The 22,030-nt window shown below is 68.7% G+C and carries 18 protein-coding genes; 5 read left to right on the plus strand and 13 right to left on the minus strand.

Annotated features, from left to right (window positions below):
* The first annotated feature begins 61 nt into the window (after positions 1-61).
* Both pta and LGM56_RS07305 read left to right on the plus strand, forming a co-directional pair.
* On the plus strand, positions 62-1,096 hold the full coding sequence (pta, locus tag LGM56_RS07300) for a phosphate acetyltransferase (RefSeq protein ID WP_226203817.1): 1,035 nt from the start codon (positions 62-64) through the stop codon (positions 1,094-1,096).
* Positions 1,093-1,860, plus strand: coding sequence for a sulfite exporter TauE/SafE family protein (locus LGM56_RS07305; RefSeq protein ID WP_089427825.1), 768 nt, complete (start codon positions 1,093-1,095; stop codon positions 1,858-1,860). The genes pta and LGM56_RS07305 overlap by 4 nt, the downstream gene beginning before the upstream one ends.
* 103 nt (positions 1,861-1,963) lie before the next feature.
* Here LGM56_RS07305 and LGM56_RS07310 read toward each other — a convergent pair whose 3' ends face one another.
* Both LGM56_RS07310 and LGM56_RS07315 read right to left on the minus strand, forming a co-directional pair.
* Entirely contained in the window at positions 1,964-3,685 is a 1,722-nt protein-coding gene (locus tag LGM56_RS07310; RefSeq protein WP_226203819.1) for a cobaltochelatase CobT-related protein, read from the minus strand.
* Positions 3,682-4,671, minus strand: a complete 990-nt coding sequence (locus LGM56_RS07315) for an AAA family ATPase (RefSeq protein WP_226203821.1) — start codon at positions 4,669-4,671, stop codon at positions 3,682-3,684. The genes LGM56_RS07310 and LGM56_RS07315 overlap by 4 nt, the downstream gene beginning before the upstream one ends.
* Positions 4,672-4,867: 196 nt before the next feature.
* On the opposite strand from LGM56_RS07315, the gene LGM56_RS07320 reads away from it, so the two are divergent.
* The gene (locus LGM56_RS07320) at positions 4,868-5,620 is read left to right on the plus strand and encodes an IclR family transcriptional regulator (RefSeq protein WP_226203823.1); all 753 of its coding nucleotides are present in this window, start codon (positions 4,868-4,870) and stop codon (positions 5,618-5,620) included.
* A 32-nt stretch (positions 5,621-5,652) separates the two neighbouring features.
* Here the strand turns inward: LGM56_RS07320 and LGM56_RS07325 are convergent, their stop codons facing one another.
* From LGM56_RS07325 to LGM56_RS07355, 7 genes are all read right to left on the minus strand, one after another.
* On the minus strand, positions 5,653-6,600 hold the full coding sequence (locus LGM56_RS07325; RefSeq protein WP_226203826.1) for a dimethyl sulfoxide reductase anchor subunit family protein: 948 nt from the start codon (positions 6,598-6,600) through the stop codon (positions 5,653-5,655).
* Between the two features lie 40 nt (positions 6,601-6,640).
* Positions 6,641-7,387, minus strand: coding sequence for a 4Fe-4S dicluster domain-containing protein (locus LGM56_RS07330; RefSeq protein ID WP_226203828.1), 747 nt, complete (start codon positions 7,385-7,387; stop codon positions 6,641-6,643).
* Between the two features lie 16 nt (positions 7,388-7,403).
* Complete coding sequence (locus LGM56_RS07335; RefSeq protein ID WP_226203830.1) at positions 7,404-10,340, minus strand: molybdopterin oxidoreductase family protein; 2,937 nt, start codon at positions 10,338-10,340, stop codon at positions 7,404-7,406.
* 241 nt (positions 10,341-10,581) lie between these two features.
* Positions 10,582-12,003 carry an amino acid permease gene (locus LGM56_RS07340; RefSeq protein WP_226203832.1) on the minus strand — a complete coding sequence of 474 codons (1,422 nt, stop codon included), beginning with the start codon at positions 12,001-12,003 and terminating at the stop codon, positions 10,582-10,584.
* 180 nt (positions 12,004-12,183) lie between these two features.
* Positions 12,184-13,599, minus strand: a complete 1,416-nt coding sequence (locus LGM56_RS07345; RefSeq protein WP_226203834.1) for an NAD(P)/FAD-dependent oxidoreductase — start codon at positions 13,597-13,599, stop codon at positions 12,184-12,186.
* Positions 13,600-14,206: 607 nt separating this feature from the next.
* The gene (locus tag LGM56_RS07350) at positions 14,207-15,511 is read right to left on the minus strand and encodes an MFS transporter (protein WP_089497268.1); all 1,305 of its coding nucleotides are present in this window, start codon (positions 15,509-15,511) and stop codon (positions 14,207-14,209) included.
* Positions 15,512-15,638: 127 nt separating this feature from the next.
* Positions 15,639-17,294, minus strand: coding sequence for a GMC family oxidoreductase (locus LGM56_RS07355; RefSeq protein ID WP_226203836.1), 1,656 nt, complete (start codon positions 17,292-17,294; stop codon positions 15,639-15,641).
* A gap of 187 nt (positions 17,295-17,481) precedes the next feature.
* Here LGM56_RS07355 and LGM56_RS07360 point away from each other — a divergent pair, with 187 nt between their 5' ends.
* Positions 17,482-18,306 (plus strand): IclR family transcriptional regulator, encoded by an 825-nt coding sequence (locus LGM56_RS07360; RefSeq protein WP_089497270.1) that lies wholly within the window; start codon positions 17,482-17,484, stop codon positions 18,304-18,306.
* A 30-nt stretch (positions 18,307-18,336) separates the two neighbouring features.
* Here LGM56_RS07360 and LGM56_RS07365 read toward each other — a convergent pair whose 3' ends face one another.
* From LGM56_RS07365 to LGM56_RS07380, 4 genes are all read right to left on the minus strand, one after another.
* A complete protein-coding gene (locus LGM56_RS07365; RefSeq protein ID WP_226203838.1) occupies positions 18,337-18,660 on the minus strand; it encodes a hypothetical protein in 324 nt (107 codons plus the stop codon).
* Positions 18,661-18,775: 115 nt separating this feature from the next.
* On the minus strand, positions 18,776-19,798 hold the full coding sequence (locus LGM56_RS07370; protein ID WP_089497272.1) for a DUF2891 domain-containing protein: 1,023 nt from the start codon (positions 19,796-19,798) through the stop codon (positions 18,776-18,778).
* Positions 19,799-19,808: 10 nt separating this feature from the next.
* Positions 19,809-20,759: a DUF979 domain-containing protein gene (locus tag LGM56_RS07375; protein WP_226203840.1), complete on the minus strand. Its 951-nt coding sequence runs from the start codon at positions 20,757-20,759 to the stop codon at positions 19,809-19,811.
* Positions 20,756-21,445 carry a DUF969 domain-containing protein gene (locus LGM56_RS07380; protein WP_089442862.1) on the minus strand — a complete coding sequence of 230 codons (690 nt, stop codon included), beginning with the start codon at positions 21,443-21,445 and terminating at the stop codon, positions 20,756-20,758. The genes LGM56_RS07375 and LGM56_RS07380 overlap by 4 nt, the downstream gene beginning before the upstream one ends.
* A gap of 343 nt (positions 21,446-21,788) precedes the next feature.
* Between LGM56_RS07380 and LGM56_RS07385 the strand changes: the two genes are divergently transcribed.
* Positions 21,789-22,013 carry a hypothetical protein gene (locus tag LGM56_RS07385; protein ID WP_039357299.1) on the plus strand — a complete coding sequence of 75 codons (225 nt, stop codon included), beginning with the start codon at positions 21,789-21,791 and terminating at the stop codon, positions 22,011-22,013.
* Positions 22,014-22,030: the final 17 nt, after the last annotated feature.

The following is a 22,030-nucleotide window of genomic DNA, read 5'->3' on the forward strand; positions in this document are numbered from 1 at the left end:
GACGCCGTGCCCCGTGCGGGCCGCCGCATCCGGCCGTTTTTTCTTTTTCTCCGAGCGAACGATGAAAGCTCTCGACCGCATTCTCGACGCCGCGCGCCGCCAGCCGATGCGCATCGCACTGTGCGAAGCCGACGATCCGCGCGTGCTGCAGGCCGCCGCGCGCGCGACGCGCGACGGTATCGCCCGCATCGTGCTCGTCGGCAACCGCGCGGCGATCCACGCGGCGGCTGCACGCGACGCGATCGATCTCGACGGCATGACGCTCGTCGATCCGGCCACCGTCACGCAGCGCGATGCCTATGCCGACACGCTGCACGCGCTGCGCAAGAGCAAGGGCATGACGGCCGATGCCGCACGCGACGCGGTGCTCGACCCGCTCTGCCACGCGAATCTGATGGTGCGGCTCGGCGACGCGGACGGCTCGGTCGCGGGCGCCGTGCATGCGACGGCCGACGTCGTGCGCGCGGCAATCCAACTGATCGGCGTCGATCCGGCGTTCCGGATCGTGTCGAGCTTCTTCCTGATGATGCTGTGCGAACCATTCCACACGATCAAGGGCGGGCTGATCTTCTCCGACTGCGCGCTGGTCGTCGATCCGGACGCCAGTCAGCTCGCCGAGATCGCGATGGCCGCCGCCGACAGCGCGCACGCACTGCTCGGCGAAGAGCCGCGCGTGGCGATGCTGTCGTTCTCGACGAGCGGCAGCGCGCATCACGCGGCGGTCGACAAGGTGACGGCCGCGACCGCGCACGTACGCGCACTGCGCCCCACTCTCGCGATCGACGGCGACGTGCAGCTCGACGCGGCGATCGTCGCGGAAATCGCCGAGCGCAAGATCGCGCATTCGCAGGTGGGCGGCCACGCGAACGTGCTCGTGTTCCCGAGCCTCGAAGCCGGCAACATCGGCTACAAGCTCGCCGAGCGGATCGGCCGCGCGAAGGCCGTCGGCCCGCTGCTGCAGGGGCTGCGCCGGCCCGCGAACGACCTGTCGCGCGGCTGCAGCGCCGACGACGTGTACCACGTGATCGCGGCGACCACCGTGCAGGCGCAGGCGGCCGCGCAGCGCGCCGCAACCGGCGAGGCTGCGCACGCATGACCGCCGACAAACTGGCGATCCTGATCGCGGTGATCGGCGCCGGCAGCTATTTCCAGACCGTCACCGGCTTCGGGCTCGGGATGATCGTGATGGGCGCGACGAGCGGCTTCGGGCTCGCACCGCTTGCAACCGTGGCGACGCTGATGAGCGTCGTATCGCTCGCGAACGGCGCGACCGCGCTGCCCGGCCGGCTGCATCACATCGACTGGCGCGCGGTCGGCGCGGCGACGCTCGGCATCCTGCCGTCGGTCGTCGCGGGCGTGCTGCTGCTCGAATGCCTGAGCCGATCGGCGGCCGACCTGCTGCAACTGATCCTCGGCGCGGTCGTGCTGTATGGCGGCCTGAGCGCCGCGCTGCGGCCGACGCCGCTCACCGAGCGCTCGGACAACCGCAGCTTCTTCGTCAGCGGCCTGTTCGGCGGGCTGCTGAGCGGGATGTTCGGCGTGTCGGGGCCGCCGCTGATCTTCCAGTTCTACCGGCAGCCGCTGACGCTCGTGCAGATCCGCTGCGCGCTGATCGTGCTGTTCACGACGACTTCGGCCACGCGCGTGCTGTACAGCGCATGCGAAGGCCAGCTCGATCGCGACATCTGGCTGCTGGCCGCGATCGCGACGCCGGTCGTGATGCTGACGACGGTGGCCGCCCGCCAGTACCCGCCGCCGCTGTCGCCGGTCGCGCTGCGCCGCCTTGCGTTCGGCGTGCTGATGGCGATCGGTATCGGGCTGATCGCGACGTCGCTGCCGCCGCTGCTGCATCGCGCTTGATGTCGCGCGGCGTGTGCCACGTCGAACCGCCCGGTTCCCGGCGATCGATTCGGACACGACGCGTACTCAGTTGCCGCGTCCGCATCGAATACAGTCACCCGCGTCACCGCCGCGCGCCGATCCATCCGGCGATTTCGACGAGCCGCTTCATGTCGGGCGCCGACGCAAGATCGATCGCCAGCCGGTGCCGGTAGTACGGGCCAAGATCGAGCCCGACGCCCAATCCGAGCACTTCGACGCGGCCCGCCGACTCCTGGCGCGCAACGACCTGCTTCAGATGGTTGTCGAGGTAGAACGGATCGTTCGCGAGCGCCGTTGCGCCGTCCATCGGGCTGCCGTCGGAGATCACGACGAGGATCTTGCGTGCTTCCGGCCGCGCCGCGAGCCGCGCGCATGCCCATTCGACCGCTTCGCCGTCCACACCTTCGCGGAACAGATCGGCCTTGAACAACGCGGCAATGCCCGTGCGCGCATGCCGCCAGCGGGTATCCGCGTCCTTGAACACCAGGTGGCCGGTTTCGTTGAGCCGGCCCGGATGACGCGGCTTGCCGCGCGCGAGCCAGTCCTGCCGCGCGCGCCCGCCGTTCCAGGCGAGCGTCGTGAAGCCCAGCACTTCGGTTGCCAGACCGGCGGCATCGCCCGCGCGGGCCAGCGTGTCGACCATCAGCGCGACGCCGTCGATCCACGTCTTCATCGACCCCGAGCAGTCGATCAGGAACGCGAGCGCGCAGTCGGCATGCGGCCGCACGCGTTCGAGCCGGAACAACCGACGTTCGGCCGGCGAGCTGACGAGTTGCGCGAGCCGGCGGCCGTCGAGCCGGCCGTGCTCCTCGCCGAACGACCAGCCGTCGGCCTGCGGCACGACGAGCGCCGCGCGCAGCACGCGGGCGAGCCGCGTGACGTTGATCCGCTGCGCGGCGACCTGGCCGTCGAGCCGGTCGCGATACTCGCGCAGCAGTGCCGTGCGGATCTGCGCGGCCGGTCGAAGCTCGCGGTCGTAGCGTGTCGTGTACGCACGATAGACGGCGTCGCCGCCCTGCAGCACGACGCTGTCGCCCGTCTCCACGAGCGCCGGCATATCGATGCCCGTCTCGTCGAAATCGACCCACAGCGAGAAATTCGTCAGTGCGTCGTCCTGCTCGCGTGCGTCTTCCGTCTCCGTTTCCACGACGGCTGCACGCGCATCGCGGATCATCGCCGCAATGCATTTCGCGAGCGCCAGCGCGTGTTCCGCGAAGGCGCGCTGATCGTGCCGGCACCGCTTGAGCCCGGCAAGCTGCACGCCGATCTCGGGCACGATCGCCGCGCGCGACGCTTCGATCAGGTCTTCCGTCTCTTCGAGCACGGGCCAGCCCGTCAGCCGCGACCATGCGATCTGCGCGACGGTGTACACGAGAATCCCGACATGCGTATCGGCCTGCCCCGACCGGTGAAACGCACGCGACCAGGTCTCGAAGCGATGACGCAGGTTCTGCACGACACCCCGCATGGCAGGCGGCGCGAGCGACTCGCAGCGCAGTTGCTCGAGCATGTCGAACAGCACGCGTTCGACCGGATCGTCGCCGGACAGCGCGCGATGCAGGTCCGCATCGGAATGCAGGATGCGCAATGCGGCGCCGTCGGCCGCGCCGCGCCATGACGCGAGATCGTCGTCGGCGGCCTGCGCGCGCAGGTGCGGCGCATGGATCGGCAACGGCCGCAGGTCGCGGCACACGCGGCCCGCCCGGTAATGCAGCGCCGCGTCACGCGTCAGCGCGCGTACCGTCGACGCACCCAGCGCTTCGCGCGCCGACGCGCGGCGCGCGGCATCGCGATCGGCGCTCACCGCCCGGCTCCCGGCTCGCCGCCGCCGGCACGCGACGCAACCGCCAGTTCCTCGCCGAAACAGCGCTGGTAATACTCGGCGACGACCGGCCGCTCCGCGTCGTCGCACTTGTTCAGGAACGTGAGCCGGAACGCGAGCGCCGGATCGCGGAAGATCTGGCAGTTCTCGGCCCAGTTGATCACCGTGCGCGGCGACATCAGCGTCGACAGGTCGCCGGTCGCGAAGCCGTTGCGCGTCAGCTCCGCGAGGCTCACCATCGATTCGAGCAGCGGGCGGCCGGCTTCGTCCGCGAGTTCCGGCACGCGCGCCCGCACGATGCCGATCTCCTCGTCGCGCGGCAGGTAGTCGAGCGTCGCGACCACGTTCCAGCGGTCCATCTGCGCGTGGTTGAGCATCTGCGTGCCGTGGTAGAGCCCGTTCAGGTTGCCGAGCCCGACCGTGTTCGCGGTCGCGAACAGCCTGAACGACGGATGCGGATGAATCACGCGGTTCTGGTCGAGCAGCGTGAACTTGCCGTCGCGCTCCAGAATCCGCTGGATCACGAACATCACGTCGGGCCGCCCCGCGTCGTATTCATCGAAAATCAGCGCGACCGGCCGCTGCAATGCCCACGGCACGATCCCTTCCTGGAATTCGGTCACCTGCACGTCGTCGCGCACGACGATCGCATCCTTGCCCACCAGATCGAGCCGGCTGATGTGGCCGTCGAGGTTCACGCGCACGCACGGCCAGTTCAGCCGCGCCGCGACCTGCTCGATATGCGTCGACTTGCCGGTGCCGTGCATCCCCTGCACGAGCACGCGGCGGTTGCGCGCGAAGCCCGCGAGGATCGCGAGCGTGACGTCCGAGTTGAAGCGGTATGCGTCGTCGATATCGGGTACGTGATCGTCGCGCGCGCTGAACGCGGGCACCATCAGGTCCGAATCGAACCCGAACCGTTCGCGGACCGACACCATGCAGTCCGGCTTGTTCGCCACCCCATCCATTGCGTTGCGCTCCTGTCGTTGCTGTCGTTGCTGTCCGCGCGGGCGTCGATCTTCGCGCCGGCGCCGGTCTTGTTTACTGAACGAATCGTTCCATCGCTGAAAATGCGTGCCGGGTTGCCGCGCCCACCGTCCGACGCGGCCGGCCTGCCGGGCCGTTCGGTACAATGGCCGCCATCCAGTTTCCGGAATGCCTGCCATGCTGCCCGCGGATACGCCCACGCTGCGCGCCTTCGCGCTGCTCGAACATCTCGTCCAGGCCGGCGATGCCGTGTCGCTCGCCGATCTCGTGCGTGAAGTCGATCTCCCGAAGGCGTCGCTGCACCGGATGCTCGCGTCGCTCGAAGCCGGCGGCCTCGTGATCCGCGAGCCGGGCCGCAAGAACGCGTATGCGATCGGCCCACGCCTCGCGCGGCTCGGCACCGGCGTGCTGCTGCATGCGGGCGCGCGCCGGCTGCGCCACGCGATCCTCGAACGGCTCGTCGCCGATCTCGGCGAAACCTGCAACCTCACCGCGCTGCACGACACGGAAGTCGTCTATCTCGACCGCGTCGAAGCCGACTGGCCGCTGCGGCTCGACCTGCAACCCGGCTCGCGCGTGCCCGCGCACTGCAGTGCCAGCGGCAAGCTGCTGCTCGCGCTGTTGCCGCGCGACGAACGCGCCGCGCTGGTGCGCGCACTGGCGCTGCCGCGCTACACGCCGAACACGATCTCCGACCCCGAACTGCTCGAAGCCGAACTCGACCGTACCGCGCACAAGGGCGTCGCGATCGACAACGAGGAATTCGTCGCGGGCATCGTGTGCATCGCGGCGCCGATCGTCGGCGACGACGGCGCGTGCATCGCCGCGGTCGCCGTGCATGCGCCCGTGTCGCGCGCACCGCTGTCGCGCCTGCTCGACCACGTGCCGCGTTTGCAGGAAGCGGCGCGCGCGCTCGCGGACACGTTCTAGTTCCCGCACCGCGTGGCGGCGCACGCGCAACGTCATGACGCGCGCTGGTAGTAGAGGTTCTGCGGATGGCGCGCATCCGCGAAGAAGAACCAGCGTTCCGCGACCAGCCCCGCGTACTGGATCACGAACGCCGCGCCGAGCGCGACGGCGGCCGCGACCGACGTCGGCGCGAGCGCACCCGCGCCGGTCAGCACGAACGGCACCGCGAATGCGCCGATCAGGAAGCCGGCCTTCACCGCGCGCAGCGTGCCGTTGCCCTGCCCATGAAAGAATTCCCGCGTATTGAATGCGCTGGCCGTGAAGCCGCGCGATTTCTGCTCGACCTTGTCGCTGCGGATCCCGGTCGCGCTCTGCACGGTCGACTTCGGCCGCAGCCGCGCATTGCGTGCGAGCGACGCGAGCCGCGCCACGCCGCCCGCGAGCGTCAGCACGCAGGCGGCCACGGCGAGCCGGCCAACCAGCGACGGCGCGAGCCACGCGGCGCACGCCGTCGCCAGCGTGCAGCCCGACGCGCAGCCGAGCAGCACGAAGTTCACGAGCGTCAGCGGGCTCGCCCATTCCTGCAGGAAGCGCAAGCACGCGTAGATCATCGCGGTGCACACGAACAGCGCAACGCTCGCGAGCGCGCCCACCGCGCCGATCAGCAACGTGCCCGGCCAGCCGAACAGGTGCGCCGCGCCATAGGCGAACGCGCACGCGAGAAACACCGGCAGCGCGATGCATTCGCGTGACAGCCACGACGTGCGCCACATCGCGATCGCACGCCAAGCGCGTTCGGGGTGGCCGAGATGGAAGAACGACGCCAGCAGGCCGAGTGCGCCGAGCCCGACCGACAGCGCGGCGCCCGTCACGTAGAACGACGCGGCAATATCGACGCCTGCCGCGCGCGCCAGTGCCTCGACGATCACGAGCGTCAGCAACAGGCCCTGTGCGGCACCGCACAGGGTGGTGAGGAAAACGACCGAAAAAGCTGGGCGCATGGGGACTCCGTTTTTTTCGTATGAGTGAAGGGCTTTGCGCTCAGCGCTGCGTCGCGAGCGACACGAGATCGATGTCGCCGCGTGTCGCGCGGGCCTCGAATGAATCGTCTTCGCCGATGCCGTTCGATGCACTGCCGCACCCGCCGCTACTCCCGCACACGCACGATGCTTCGGTCTTCACGCGCGGCAGGTAGTGGTTCGACGGCCGCGTGCCCCATTCCGGCATCAGCTGATAGCCGCCGCGTTCGCGGATCGCGCGCGACACGTCCGACTCCGGATCGTGCACGTCGCCGAACAGCCGCGCCGACGTCGGGCACGCGAGCACACAGGCCGGCTTGCGGTCGCGTTCGGGCAGCGCTTCGTTGTCGATGCGGTCCGCGCACAGCGTGCACTTCGTCATCTCCTTGCGGCCTTCGTCGAGTTCGCGCGCGCCGTACGGGCACGCCCACGCGCAGTACTTGCAGCCGATGCACTTGTCGTAGTCGACCAGCACGATCCCGTCCGACTTGCGCTTGTAGCTCGCGCCGGTCGGGCATACCGGCACGCATGGCGGATCCTCGCAATGCAGGCACGACTTCGGGAAATGAATCGTGTCGGTCATCGGAAACACGCCCGCTTCGTACGTCTGCACGCGGTTGAAGAACGTGCCGGACGGATCGTCGTCATACGGGCGCATATCCGCGAGACTGCCGGCTTCGCCCGACGTGTTCCATTCCTTGCAGCTCGTCACGCAGGCATGGCAGCCGACGCACACGTTCAGGTCGATGACGAGGGCCATCTGGGTCATGGTGGTGCTCCTTCGATCAGCGATCTTCAGACTTCGGGCCGGCGGACGCTGCACGCCGCAGCCGCGCGGCGAATGCGCCGGTTCCCGCGAAATACGCCTGCACGCGCTGCAGCACGCGCGGCGTGCCCGGCAGCGCCGGCATCGGCGCGAACTGCGGCAAGGTCGTGGCCGCATCGGCTTCGGCCGGATAGATCCGCACCTGCACGTCGTACCAGCCGGCCTGCCCCGTCACCGGATCGGAGTTCGACATCCGCGCGCCGCCGCGCGCCGCATCCGGCAACTCGTCGGTGATCACGTGGTTCAACAGGAAGCCGCGCTGCGACTCGCCCGCCTGCGGCCCGAGGTTCCACGCACCGGCCGCCTTGCCGATCGCGTTCCAGGTCCACACGGTGCCGGGCTCGACCGCCTCGCTGTAGCGCGCGCGGCAACGCACCTTGCCCCACGGCGATTCGACGTAGATCCATGCGCCGTCGTCGATCTGCTGCGCGGCGGCCGTGACCGGGTTCACGAACAGGTGGTTCTCGCCGTGGATCTGGCGCAGCCATGCGTTCTGCGAATCCCACGAGTGGTACATCGCCATCGGCCGCTGCGTGATCGCCGCGAGCGGATAGCGGCCCGCATCGGTCAGCCCGCTTTCGAGCGAGCGATGCCAGAACGGCAGCGGATCGAAATAGCGCGCGATGCGCTCGCGCAGATGGTCGGGCGGCTGGCGGCCCGACGTGCGGCCCTGCGCGGCGAGCCGGAACTTCTGCATCACGTCCGAGTAGAGCTGGATCACGATTGGCACACCGAACTTGCGCATCCCGTTGTCGACCGCCCACTGCATGTACGGGCCGTTGCAGTTGCGCATGTACTGCAGCGGCTCCGGCAGCCGGTGGTGGTACACGCAGTTGTTTTCCGCGTAGCGCTTCCACTGGTCGGGGTTCGGTTCGCCGACGACGGCCTTGTCGCCGACCTTGCCGCGCCAGCCGATCAGGAAGCCGGTGCCGGAATCGGGCGTGGTCTGGAAGTTGATGACGAAATCCGGATAGTCGCGATACTTGCGCTGCCCGTCCGCGGTCGTGAAGGCCGGAAACTTCAGCCGGCTCGCGAGCTCGATCAGCACCTCCTGGAACGGCTTGCACTCGCCGGTCGGCGGCACCACGGGCACGCGCACCGAGTCGACCGGTCCGTCGAATTCGGAGATCGGCCGGTCGAGCACCGACATCACGTCGTGCCGCTCGAGGTAGGTCGTGTCGGGCAGGATCAGGTCGGCGAACGCCGTCATCTCCGACGCGAACGCATCGCACACGACGAGGAACGGGATCCGGTATTCGCCGTCGTCGCGCTTGTCGACCAGCATCTTGCGTACTTCCGTCGTGTTCATCGACGAATTCCACGCCATGTTGGCCATGAAGATCAGCAGCGTGTCGATCGGATAGGGATCGCCGCGCCACGCATTGGTGATCACCGAATGCATGAGCCCGTGCACCGCGAGCGGGTATTCCCACGAGAACGCCTTGTCGAGCCGTGCGGGCGTGCCGTCCGGATGGACGAACAGATCCTCGGGGCCGGCGGGCCAGCCGAGCGGGCCGGTGGCGAGCGGCGTGTTCGGCTTGATCTGCGCCGGGTCGTTCGGCGGTTTCGCCGATGGCGGCACCGCGCGCGGATACGGCGCCTTGTGCCGGAAGCCGCCCGGCCGGTCGATCGTGCCGAGCAGCGACATCAGCACGGCAAGCGCGCGGATCGTCTGGAAGCCGTTCGAATGCGCGGCGAGCCCGCGCATCGCATGGAACGCGATCGGCACGCCCTTCACCGATTCGTGTTCCTTGCCCCACGAATCCGTCCAGCGCACCGGCAGCACGATCGCGTGGTCGCGCGCGACCGTCTCCATCTCGCGCGCCAGGCGGCGGATCGTGTCGGCCGCGATGCCGGTGATGTCGGCCGCCCATTCGGGCGTGCAATCGGCCACCTGTTCGCGCAGCAGCGTGAACGACGGCGCGACGGGCGTGCCGTCGTCGAGCGTATAGCGGCCGTCGAGTGCAGGCTCGGCGCCTTCCGTGTGATGCAGCACCGCGCGGTTCGTCTTCGTGTCCCACCACATCCGGTTCTGCGGATACAGCGCGTTGACCTCCGGCGCGCCGGCGTCGCGCACGAACAGCCCGAACGTGTCGGCGCCGTCGCGCTGGTCGACCAGCTCCGCCGCGTTCGTGAAGCGCGACACGAATTCGTGGTCGAACGCGTCGCGCGCGATCAGCTCGTGCATCAGCGCCATGAACAGCGCGCCATCGGTGCCGGGGCGAATCGGAATCCATTCGTCGGCAATCGCCGCGTAGCCGGTGCGCACCGGATTGATCGCGATGAAGCGCCCGCCCGCGCGCTTGAACTTGCCGAGCGCGATCTTCAGCGGATTCGAATGGTGGTCCTCGGCGGTGCCGATCATGAAGAACAGCTTCGCGTTGTCGAGATCGGGGCCGCCAAATTCCCAGAACGAGCCGCCGATCGTGTAGATCATCCCGGCCGCCATGTTCGCCGAGCAGAACCCGCCATGCGCCGCATAGTTCGGCGTACCGAACTGTTTCGCGAACAGGCCGGTGAGCGCCTGCATCTGGTCGCGGCCGGTGAACAGCGCGAAGCGCTTCGGGTCGGTGGCGCGCAGGTGCGCGAGACGCTTTTCGAGCACGTCGAACGCGACGTCCCACGACACCGGCTCGAACTGCGCATCGCCGCGCTCGGCGCCCGGCTTGCGCATCAGCGGCTGCGTGAGCCGCGCGGGCGAATACTGCTTCATGATTCCCGACGAACCTTTCGCGCAGATGACGCCCTGGTTCAGCGGATGCGCGGGATTGCCGTCGATATAGCGCACCTCGCCGTCGCGCAGGTGCACGCGGATGCCGCAGCGGCACGCGCACATGTAGCACGTCGTCGTCTTGATCTCGGCCTGCTCGTCCCGCTCGCGTGCCCGATGTTCCATCGTCTGTCCTCGTTCGCGGATTCGCGGATGAGGGCGCGCCCGGCGGGGCGCACCCGTGAATCGGTTCATCCATGCTATGCCGGCACGCGGCCGACATAAAGTCGCATCCTCTGATCGATGCTATCGGTCGTCCCGATAGTTGCCCCGGCGATCAATCGGCTCGGGCCGGCATCCGCATGCACGAAGGCCCGGCACGCGGGCCGGGCCTTCGGCGTCAGGCGTTACCGCGCATTACCGTGCATCACCGCGGCGGATAGGCGAGCAGTTCGCTGTCGTCGAGAGGCTCGCGGCGGCTGCGGCGCGTGAGCCCGTAGGCGACGACCAGCACGCCGAGGCTGGCGACACCGAGCCACAGCGGCTTGCGCTGATCGGGGATGAACGCCATCGCGACGAGGATGCCGACCATGCCGATGATCGCGACCCAGGTGAGGTACGGATACGCCCACATCTTGACGCGCAGCTTGCTGGCGGCCACCGGGTCGAGGCGCTTGCGCAGGCGCAGTTGCGAGAACGCGATCAGCACGTACACGAACAGCGCGACGGTGCCGTACGAATTGACGAGGAACGCGAACACGGTATCGGGCGACACGTACGACATCACCACCGACACGTAACCGAACACCGTGCCGAGCAGGATCGCGCGCACCGGCACGCCGCGCTTGTTGACCTTCGCGAGCGCGGCCGGCGCGTCGCCGTGGCGGGTCAGCGCGAACAGCATCCGCGACGCCGCATAGAGGCCCGAGTTGAGCGCGGACAGCACCGCCGTCAGCACGATCGCATTCATCACGTTGGCGGCAGCGGGCAGGCCCATCACTTCGAGCGCGCTCACGTACGGCGTGGCCATCTGATGCGAATTCCACGGCACCAGCGCGACGACGAGCGCCACCGAGCCGACGTAGAACACCAGCACGCGCGTGATCACCGAATTGGTGGCCTTCGCAACCGCTTTCGCCGGTTCCTTCGCCTCGGCCGCCGCGATCGTGACGATCTCGGCGCCGAAGTAGAAGCCGGTCGCCGCGACCGCCCCGCTCATCACCGGCCCGATGCCGAGCGGCATGAAGCCGCCGTGGCCGAGCAGCGTCGGCAGCACCGACGTCGTGTGCATCGACGCGGGCCACAGGCCGAGCACGTAGAGGCCGCCGAGGAACAGGAACACGATGATCGCGCCGACCTTGATCGACGAGAACCAGAACTCGAACTCGCCGTAGCTGCCGACCGAGATCAGGTTCGTGAGCGTCAGCACGACCAGCAGCGCGAGGCTGATGATCCACGCGGGCGTATCCGGCAACCAGAACTGGATCAGCTTGGCGCCCGCCACCGCTTCGAGCGCGACGACGATCACCCAGAAATACCAGTACATCCAGCCGGTCAGGAAGCCCGCCATCTTGCCGGGCCCGCGCCAGTTGCCGAACGCGAGCCGCGCGTATTCGTAGAACGAACCGACGGCCGGCATCGCGCATGCCATCTCGCCGAGCATGCGCATCACGAGCACGACGAGCCCGCCCGTGATCAGGAACGACAGGATCGCGGCCGGCCCGGTCTGCTGAATCACCACGCCGCTGCCGACGAACAGCCCGGCACCGATCACGCCGCCAAGCGCGATCATCGTCATGTGGCGCTGCTTGAGCCCACACTTCAGGTCACTCTGATTCGAGGGTTGCATGTCTTCTCCATATCCAGTTGTCCGGACGCCGCCCGCTCGCCACCATCGGGTGAGCGCGGGCGCCGCCGGCGACGGCGCGTGCAGGGGCGCCTGCCGCCCCGGCCGCACGGATTTCTATTGCTTTTATTGTGTTCGACAACCCGGCGCGCGTTGTGTCACGCCGGGCGATATGCACTACGTTCAGGGCTTTTCGTCGTTCCTGAAGTAAGACAGGTAGAGCATCCGTTGCCCGAGGCGCCGGAACGGCGCGAACGGGTGGCCAGGCAGCGGGGACGTGAAGATCGGCAGCGTCTGGCGGGCGCCCTTCCCCGCGATCTGCTCGGCCAGCCGGCGGCCGGCCTGCTGCGAGTACGACACGCCGTTGCCGCCGTAGCCGAGCGCGTAGTACACCGACTGCCGCGGGTCGGGCTGGCACACGCGCGGCATCATGTCGTGGCTCACGTCGACCCAGCCCCACCACGAGTAGTCGATCTCCACGCCGCGCAGCGCGGGAAACTTGCGCGCCATCCCTTCCTTCAGCAATTCGAAGTGACGCGGGTTCGGCGCATCGTCACCGGTGATCGCGCTGCGGCTGCCGATCTGCAAGCGGCGATCGGGCAGGAAGCGGTAATAGAAACGCAGCGTGCGCGTATCGGTCAGCACCTGTGTCGTGCGGAAATTGCATGCGTCGATCTCCGCGTCGGTGAGCGGGCGCGTGACCATCGAGTTCGACAGGATCGGCATCACCTTGCTGCGCAGCGACGGATGCAGCGTCTGCGCGGTGTACGCGCCGGTTGCGATGCCCACCGCCCGGGCCCGCACGACGCCGCCGGGCGTGCGCAGGTGATGCACGCCGTCGATCGTCTCGAAGCCGAGCACCGGGCTGCTCGTATGCACCTTCGCGCCGGCTTCGCGCGCGAGGCGCAGATAGCCGAACGCGAGCTTCAGCGCGTGGATGCCGATGCCTTCCGGCTCGTGCAGCGCGCCGGCCGCTTCGTGGTCGTTGATGAATTCGCGGCGGAAGGTTTCCGCGCTCAGCAGCTCGGACGGATAGCCGAACACGTCCTTCCACACCTTCGCCTCGGCCGCGAGCTTGGCCATGATGCGCGGACGATGCGCGATCAGGAAATGGCCGCCCGGCTGCGGGTCGCAGTCGATTTCCGCGACGAGCGACTTGAAGTGCTCGAAGCCTTCGAGAATCTCGTCGTGCATCTTCAGCGCGACGTCCTTGCCCCAGCGCTCGATCCACTGCGAGCGCGACAGCCTGCCCGATGCGTTCTGCCCCTGCCCGCCGTTGCGGCTGCTGCAGCCCCAGCTCGTGCGGTTGGCTTCCAGCACGACGGCCTTGATGCCGTGGTCCCGCGCGAGGCACAGCGCGGTCGCGAGGCCCGTGTAGCCGGCGCCGATGATCGCGACGTCGACATCGAGATCGCGCGTCACGGGGCCGTCGTCGGGCGGCGGGGTGCCGGCCGTCGCGACCCAGTAGGTCGGCGCGTACTGCCTGCCGCACCCGGGCCCCGGCGACACGAGCGGATCGTAGGTCGGGTCGTAACGCGTATCGTTCGGCCGGCCGCCGGCGAAGCTGCTCGCGGTGCGTTCGATGGAAGGGGTCGACATGCTCAGACCTCCGACGCGGGCTGGCCTGCCGCGCCGCAACGGGCGCATGAGGCGATTCGACTGACTGATGCGGGGCGCGCGCTCGCCGCACGGGCGAATGCTGCCGACTGCCTGTTGGTCATGCCTGTCTCCTGATCGTTCTCTTCGGGTCGATCGTGTGCAGATGCTTCAATGCGGCGATCTGTCGAGGAAAGTGTAGGCAGGCCGATTTGTCGCAGGTAGGGCCAGTGGGCCGGATTCGCTTGGACCAGCACGGGGGCGGCGAACGGCGTGCGGCAGCGGGCGAGAGGGGGACCATGACGGTCAAAAAGGATCAGCGGCGCGGGCGCGACGCCGCCGAGCGACCGGGACGCCGGATGGCGAGCAACAGCGGGCAGACGGTGTGGGTCGCAATCGGCAGGGGTGCACAGCGTGGGCCTGACACCACCGGGAGACCGAACAGCCGGCAGCATCGGACGACCGGCTGACGGCAAGGGTCAGAGGCACGGCATAGGCATAGGCATGGGCGTCGGCGTGGCCGTGGCGGTGGCCGTGGACTCGGGTATGGGCACGGCACCGACCGACGACCGCACCGCCGATACGACCCGGCCCCCCACCCCACCCGCCGTCACATCGCGCGCACCGCGACGCCGTCCACGCCGCCGCGCTTCTCGATCGCCCGCGCGGACACGATCGACAGGAGTGCAGACAACATCACGTAAACCCCGACGAGCCACGGCGCCCCGCCGTTCACGCGCAGCAGCGCGGTCGCGACGATCGGCGTGAGCCCGCTCGCGAAGATGCCCGACACCTGGTAGACGAACGAGATGCCCGTGTAACGCACGTTCGCGTCGAACAGCTCCGCGAACAGCGCGGCCTCCGGCCCGTACGCCATCGCGTAGAAGATCCCGAACGGGATCACCAGCGCGAGCCACACGGCGAGCAGGTGGGTCGACTGCGTCTGCAACAGCCAGAACGCGGGCAGCACCGACAGCCCGCACAGCGTCGCGCCCCACCGGTACACGCGTGCGCGGCCGAGCCGGTCGGACAGCCCGCCGAACACCGGGATGAACACGCACATCACGACCGCCGCGCTCATCACGCCGAGCAGCGCGTCGCCGCGCGAGATCGACAGGTTGCGCGTCATGTAGCCGATCGAGAACACCGCGAACACGTTGAAGAACACGCCGTCGATATAGCGCGCGCCCATCCCGAGCAGGATCGCCCGACGATAGTTGGCGAGCAACTCGACGACCGGCAGCTTCGTCGCGCGCCGCTGGCGCTTGAGCGCGACGAACTCGGGCGTATCGGCCACGCGGGTGCGGATGTAGAAGCCGACCGCGACCAGCAGCAGCGACGCCGCGAACGCGACGCGCCAGCCCCACGCGAGAAAGGCGGCATCCGGCAGCGCACGCGACAGCGCCGCGACCACGCCGGCCGCGAGGCACAGCCCGATCGCGAGCCCGATCTGCGGCAGGCTCGCATACAGCCCGCGCCGGTGGGGCGGCGCGTACTCGTACGCCATCAGCACCGCGCCGCCCCACTCGCCGCCGAGGCCGATGCCCTGCAGCACGCGCAGCGTCAGCAGCAGCACCGGCGCCCACATGCCGATCTGCGCATAAGTCGGCAGGAACGCGACGCCGGCCGTCGACACGCCCATGATCAGCATCGTCAGGATCAGCGCGGACTTGCGCCCGACGCGGTCGCCGAGATGGCCGAACAGCAAGCCGCCGAGCGGGCGCGTGATGAAGCCGACCGCGAACGTCGCATACGCGAGCATCGTCGACACGAACGCGTCGCCGGCCGGAAAGTACTGCTTGTCGAACACGATGCCGGCGACCACGCCGTACAGGAAAAAGTCGTACCACTCGACGGTCGCGCCGATCACGCTGGCCGCGGCCACGCGTCGGACGACCCGGGAATCGATTGCCATGCGAGCTTCTCCAGGTAAGGATGCGCCGCAACCTGCCCCGACGCCTTGCCGGCGGGGGCATCGATGAACGCGCGGCGGCCGTCCGGGCGCAGGCGCACGGGCCACGCGAGTGATGCGTGGCGACGCGCTACGCGAGCGCCTCGGCGGCCGGCGCGACGCTGTGGCCGCGATCGGCCTCGCGCGCGTCCTCGAGGATCATGTCGGACGCCTTCTCGGCGACCATCACGATCGGCACGTTGGTGTTGCCCGATACGAGGGTCGGCATGATCGAGCAGTCGACCACGCGCAACCCGCGCGTGCCGTACACGCGCAGCCGCTCGTCGACGACCGCGAGCGGATCGCTCGCGACGCCCATTTTCGCGGTGCCGGACGGATGGAAGATCGTCTGCCCGTATTCCCGGCAGAACTCGAGCAGTTCGTCGTCCGTCTGCGCGTCCGCGCCCGGCCGCACCTCGCGCTTCATCAGCGGCGCCATCGGCTCGGTGGCCGCGACGCGTCGTGCGAAGCGCACGCCGGCCACCGTCGTGCGGCGGTCGCGCTCGGTGTCGAGATAGTTCGGCTGGATCGACGGCGCGTCGCGCGCATCGTCGGTGCGGATGCGCACGGTGCCGCTCGATTCGGGCCGCAGCTGGCAGATCGAATACGTGCAGCCGGGAAACGGATGCACGCTGCCGCCGGCCGAATCGGCCGACAGTGTCGAGAAATGGAACTGGATGTCCGGCGTCGCCGATTCGTCCGGCAGCGCACGGCAGAACATCCCGCCCTGGTTGATGCCGATCGCGAGCGGGCCGCCACGGAACAGCGCCCACTGCAGCCCCATCTTCGCGCGGCCGATCCACGAATGCAGTTCGTCGTTGGTCGTGATCGGCTTCGTCACTTCGTAGATCAGACGAATCTGCAGATGATCCTGCAGGTTCTCGCCGACGCCCGCGCGATCGGCGACGACCGGAATCCCGTGCCGGTTCAGGAGCGCGGCCGGCCCGACGCCCGACACCTGCAGCAGTTGCGGCGACTGCAGCGCGCCGGCCGCGAGAATCACCTCGCGCAGCGCGCGCACCTCGTGCACGTTGCCATGCTGGACGTACCGCACGCCGGCCGCCTGCGCGCCGTCGAACAGCACCTTCAGCGCCTGCGCATCGGTTTCGACATGCAGGTTCGGCCGCCCGCGCGCGGGCTTCAGGTACGCCACCGCCGTCGAGCAACGCAGCCCGTTGCGCGTGGTGAGCTGGTAATAGCCGACGCCTTCCTGGTCGCCCGTATTGAAATCGTCGACCGTGCGCACGCCGAGCCGGTTCGACGCGGCCACGAACGCATCGACGAGTTCGTGCCGCTGCCGGATCGCGGACGCCCACAGCGGGCCGCCGGTGCCGCGCGTGGGCCCTTCGCCGAGCGTGTTGTGTTCGAGCTTGCGGAAATACGGCAGGCACTCGCGCCAGCTCCAGCCGCGATTGCCGAGCGCGGCCCAGTGGTCGTAGTCCTGCTGCTGCCCGCGCACGTAGATCAGCCCGTTGATCGAGCTGCAGCCGCCGAGCGTGCGGCCGCGCGGCCAGTACAGGCGGCGGTTGTGCATGTTCGGATCGGGATCGGTATGGAAGCCCCAGTTGTACACGGGGTGGAACATCGTCTTGCCGTACCCGATCGGCACGTGGATCCACATGTAGCGGTCGGCGGGGCCCGCTTCCAGCAGGCACACCGTATGGCGGCCGCCGTCGGACAGCCGGTTGGCGAGGACGCAACCGGCCGATCCCGCGCCGACCACGACATAGTCGAAGCTGCGTGTCATTCCGTGTCTCCGTTCCGGGGTTTTGAAAAAATCCGGTATGTTTCGTCCAAATTTATTGAGCCCGCGGAACGCGTACAAGCCGATTTATTGTCCACGCCGCGAATGTGGTACAAAAACCGTTCAATTCGTTTCATTTCCCTCGCACACACCATCCCGGGACGCACGCCGATCCCGACGGAGGAGACACATGCGCGACACCGCCCCCGCGCCGCCCGATGGCGCGCCCGCCGACGACGCGCGCGTCCTGCGCGCGCTCGCGGTGCTCGAAGCACTCGCGTCGGCCGGCCAGCCCTACACGCTGTCGCAGCTCGCCGCGCGGCTGCACATTCCAAAGGCGACGCTGCTGCGCCTGATCGAATCGCTCGAAACGCGCGGCTACGTGATCCACCTGCCCGACTCGCGCGGCCACGATCGCGGCATCGCGCTCGGCCCGCGTGCCGCGCAGTTCGCGCTCGCGGCGCTGTCGAACAACACGTTCACGCGCGGCTGCCGCTCGGTGCTGCGCTCGCTCGTCGACGTGCTCGGCGAGACCTGCAACCTCACCGCGCTCGACGGCGACACGGTGCTGTACGTCGAACGCGTCGAGACGACCGAGCCGTTGCGGCTCGAGATGCGGCCCGGCATGCGCGTGCCGCTGCATTGCACGGCGAGCGGCAAGCTGTTCCTGTCGCAGCTGAATGCGCTGGAGCGCAACGCGATGCTCGCGCGGCTCACGCTGAAGAAGATGACCTACCGGACACTGACCGATGCGCAGTTGCTCGCGGCCGAGCTCGACCGGCTCGCCGCGCGCGGCGTCGGGATCGACAACGAGGAATTCGTGCGCGGGATGGTGGCGGTTGCAGTGCCGGTGAAGGAGGCAGCAAGCGGCCGCGTGCTCGCGGCGCTCGCCGTGCATGCGCCGACCGCGCGCGCGACGCTCAACGACCTGCTGGAGAACGTGCCGAAGATGCGGGAAGCGGCTACGCGGCTCGCGCCGCTGCTGCATGCGGCCGAGGGCGCGCCGCCGGGTTGATTGCCGTGATGCGCCAAAGCGTCGAAACGTTCACGCGAGGTGGTAGCGCAGCCAGAAAGTCTCGCGGCACGCGTTGTCGAACGTGATCCGCGTCGGGCCGATCGGTTGCGCATCGGGATGGCGGAGCACGTCGTAGTCGATCCAGCATTCCGCGCACAGCAGGTCGGACGGCGCGCGATCCTGCTCGACCGAGCGGCGCACGATCGCGCCGTTGTCGAAGCGGTATTCGGTTTCGTCGCGCGTGACTTCGACCTCGTCGCCGGTCCAGCGGTCGTGCGACGTCGTGTGCGACACGATCGACACCGGGCCCGGGAGTCCGTGAATCGCGGCAACGTAGGAAATGAGCTTGTCCATGGCGAGGCGGCAGGGAAACAGATGGCCGCATCGCGCAACGCGTGCTGCGCGATACGGCCCGAGCGGCGAGTATAGCCGCGTGCCGAAGACCTTGCCGCCGGCGGGGTTTCGCGCGCTACGCCTCCAGCGCGAGCAACGCGAACGTCGCGAGCCAGTGCTCGCCCATGTAGTCGCCGGCCACGTGCGCGAGTGCGCTCGCAAGATGCCGGTCGGCCGCGTCGAGCAGCTTCGCGCGCCGCGCATCGCCTTCCGGCAGCGCGCCGGCCAGCGAGCGCTGGCACCACGCGCGGCTCAGGTTCAGCCCGTCGAGGTGCGCGATCTTGCCGTCGCTGCGGTCGCTGACCGTCGCCGGCTCGAACAGCGTCGCCGGTTCGCCGCGCGCGAGATCGGGCAGGAAGCGCGCGAACCAGCCGTCGAATTCGGCAGCCGGCAGCACGCGCCGCATCAGCTCCGCCTCCATCAGCGCGGGCGACAGGAATTCGTCGCCCGACGGCTCCCACGCCTGGCATGCGACATCGTTCAGGTGCCAGCGCTTCGCGGTATCGACGATCAGCGCCGCGAGCCCGTCGCGCTGCGTGTCGCGCGCGAAGTCGAGCGTGAGCGCCAGCGCGAACGCGGTGTTGAAGTGCGTGCCGACGCGCAGCGGATAGGTCGCTTTCGGCAGGAAGGTCTCGAAGCGCGACACGAACAGGTCGGTCAGCGGCGCCATCGTCTTCGCCCAGCGCGCGGCCTGCGGCATCGCCCCCTTCAGCGCGAGCCGCTCCAGTTGCGCCGACAGCGCGAGCAGCCACGCCCAGCCGTACGGCCGCTCGAAACCGGCGTTGTGCGGCCGCGCGAGATACGCGCGCTCGCCGGCGACGTTCGCGTCGGTGAAGTGCGCGTCGACGATCGCGACGATGCGTTCGGCCTCCGGCAATGCCGGGTAGCGTTCGAGCACGCGCAGCACGAGCCAGTAGCCGTGCACGCACGAGTGCCAGTCGTAGCTGCCGTAGAAGATCGGGTGAAGTGCGCGCGGCCCCTGCACGTCGTGCGGGCCTTCGAGCGCATGCGTGAGCTTGTTCGGATATTCGCGGGTCAGGTGCGCGAGCGCGAGCGACGCGAATTTCGAGGCGAGTTCGGGGGTCAGTCGGTCGGTCATGGGGATCTCGTCAGAAGCGGAATGCGAACGCGTACATCAGCAGCGTGTTCACGGCGAGCAGCAGCAAGGCCGTCGGCCACTGCACCTTGATCACGCCATTCTTGTCCTTCAGTTCGAGCAGCGCCGCCGGCACGATGTTGAAGTTCGCGGCCATCGGCGTCATCAGCGTACCGCAGAAGCCGCTCAGCATCCCGATCGCGCCGACGATCGCCGGGTTGCCGTGGAACTGGTGGACGATCAGCGGCAGGCCGATGCCGGCCGTCATCACGGGGAACGCGGCGAAGCCGTTGCCCATGATCATCGTGAACAGCGCCATGCCGACCGTGTAGGCCGCGACCACCGCGAACGGCGAATCGATCGGCACCCACTCCCTTACGAGCCCCGACACCACGCCGCCGACACCCGCGACCGCGAACAGCGCGCCGAGCGCCGCGAGCATCTGCGGCAGGATCGCGGCCCAGCCGACCGCGTCCATCGTGTGGCGCGCCTCCTTCACCGCATGCACGGGCGAATCGCGCAGCATCGCGAGCGCGACGGCGAACGCGACGAGCGTGCCGAGCACGAGCGAGATCAGCGTCACGCTCTTCGGGTCGACGAACGGCACGAGCTTCAGCGCGAACGTGCCGATCAGCGTGACGACCGGAATCAGCAGCGCGGGCAGGAACAGCGTGTTGCCGAAACGCTGCGCGAGCGTCTCGCGTCGCGAGGCCGCCGCTTCCCCGGCTTCGTCGGACTTGCCGCGCCCGAGCTTGCCCGAGCCGGCGATCACCGCGAGCGCGATCGCGAGGCAGCCCGTCACGAAATGCGGCAGCAGCGCGCCGAACAGGAACGTGAGCGCGTAGATCGCCCAGAACGCGAAATTGACGATGCGGCGCGGGTTCGTGCGATCCGTCAGGTTGAAGTAGGCGAACGCGGCGAACATCAGCCCCGCGAGCGTGTACAGCGATTCGAGGCCGATCATCGCGTGCCCTCCTGCCCCACCAGGCCGAAGCCGCGCGTAAGCCTGCGATCCAGCAACGCGAGGCGCGTGCAGTGGATCAGGAGTGCCGCGATCGCGGTCGGGATCGCCCACACCGACAAATGCAGCGGCTCGATCGAGATGCCGTTCTGTTCGAGAAAGCCCTTGATCAGCAGGATCGACTGGATCGCGATGAAGATGTCCTCGCCGAAGAACACGGCGACGTTGTCGGCGCCCGACGCATGCGCGCGGATCTGCTGGCGCACCGACTCGGGCAGCTCGCCATGCCGGTTGACCGCGGCGGCCTCGGCCATCGGCGCGATCAGCGGCCGCACCATCTGCGCATGGCCGCCGAGCGACGTGAGACCGAGCGCGGCCGTCGCCTGGCGCAGCACGAAGTACAGCATCAGCACGCGGCCCGTGGTGGCCGCCTGCACGCGCGAGATCATCCGCTTCGCCTGCTCCTTGAGCCCGTTGCGCTCGAGCAGCGCGATCACCGGCAGCGTCAGCCAGATGAGCCCCATGTAGCGGTTTTCGGTGAACGCCTTGCCGAACGCGCTGACGATGTCGACGAGATTCAGCCCGCCCGCCAGCCCCGTCGCGAGCCCTGCGATCGTGACCACCAGCAGCGCATTGAAGCGCAGCGCAAAACCGATCACGACGATCGGCACCCCAATCAGCACCAGCATTGCTCCTCCTTGTGTCGAATGCACGGCGCCTTGGCAACGCGCCGCCTGCCCGGTTTGGACCGGGCTCTGACGGCGCAATCTAACACGAGACTTTATCGATAAATAGTCGACAATTTGCTGCTTCGGGTAAACGTTGAACGGCGTGAACACCGTGCCCGGGCCAGGTGTCGTCAATGTTTCATCCGGGGAATCGGTGGCGGATCAGTGGCCGGCCTGCCCGTGCGAATGCGCCGGTCGCGGCACGCGGATTGGATTGCCCCTCCGGGCCCGGGCCGCCGCGCGTGGCGGAGCCCCGGTGCGCCGACTACACTGGAAAGCATCGGCAACGGACGGGAGAGCCGCCATGATTGACGTATTCCAGACCATCGGCAGCCGCGCGTTCTCCGCTCATCTGGCGAAGGACGGGATGGTGACGCTGATGGAGCAACGCCATGAGGTCGATCGCGTGACGCTCGCGACCGCGTATGCCGCGCTCGTCGAGGAATCCGAGCAGGAAGCCGACCTGCTCGACGCGACGGTCGAGGGGATGATGCGCGCGCTGATCCAGGGGTACGCGCGCAGCCATTGACGGCACGGCCTCGCCCG

This window comes from Burkholderia sp. AU38729, assembly GCF_020419725.1.
Lineage (GTDB): Bacteria > Pseudomonadota > Gammaproteobacteria > Burkholderiales > Burkholderiaceae > Burkholderia.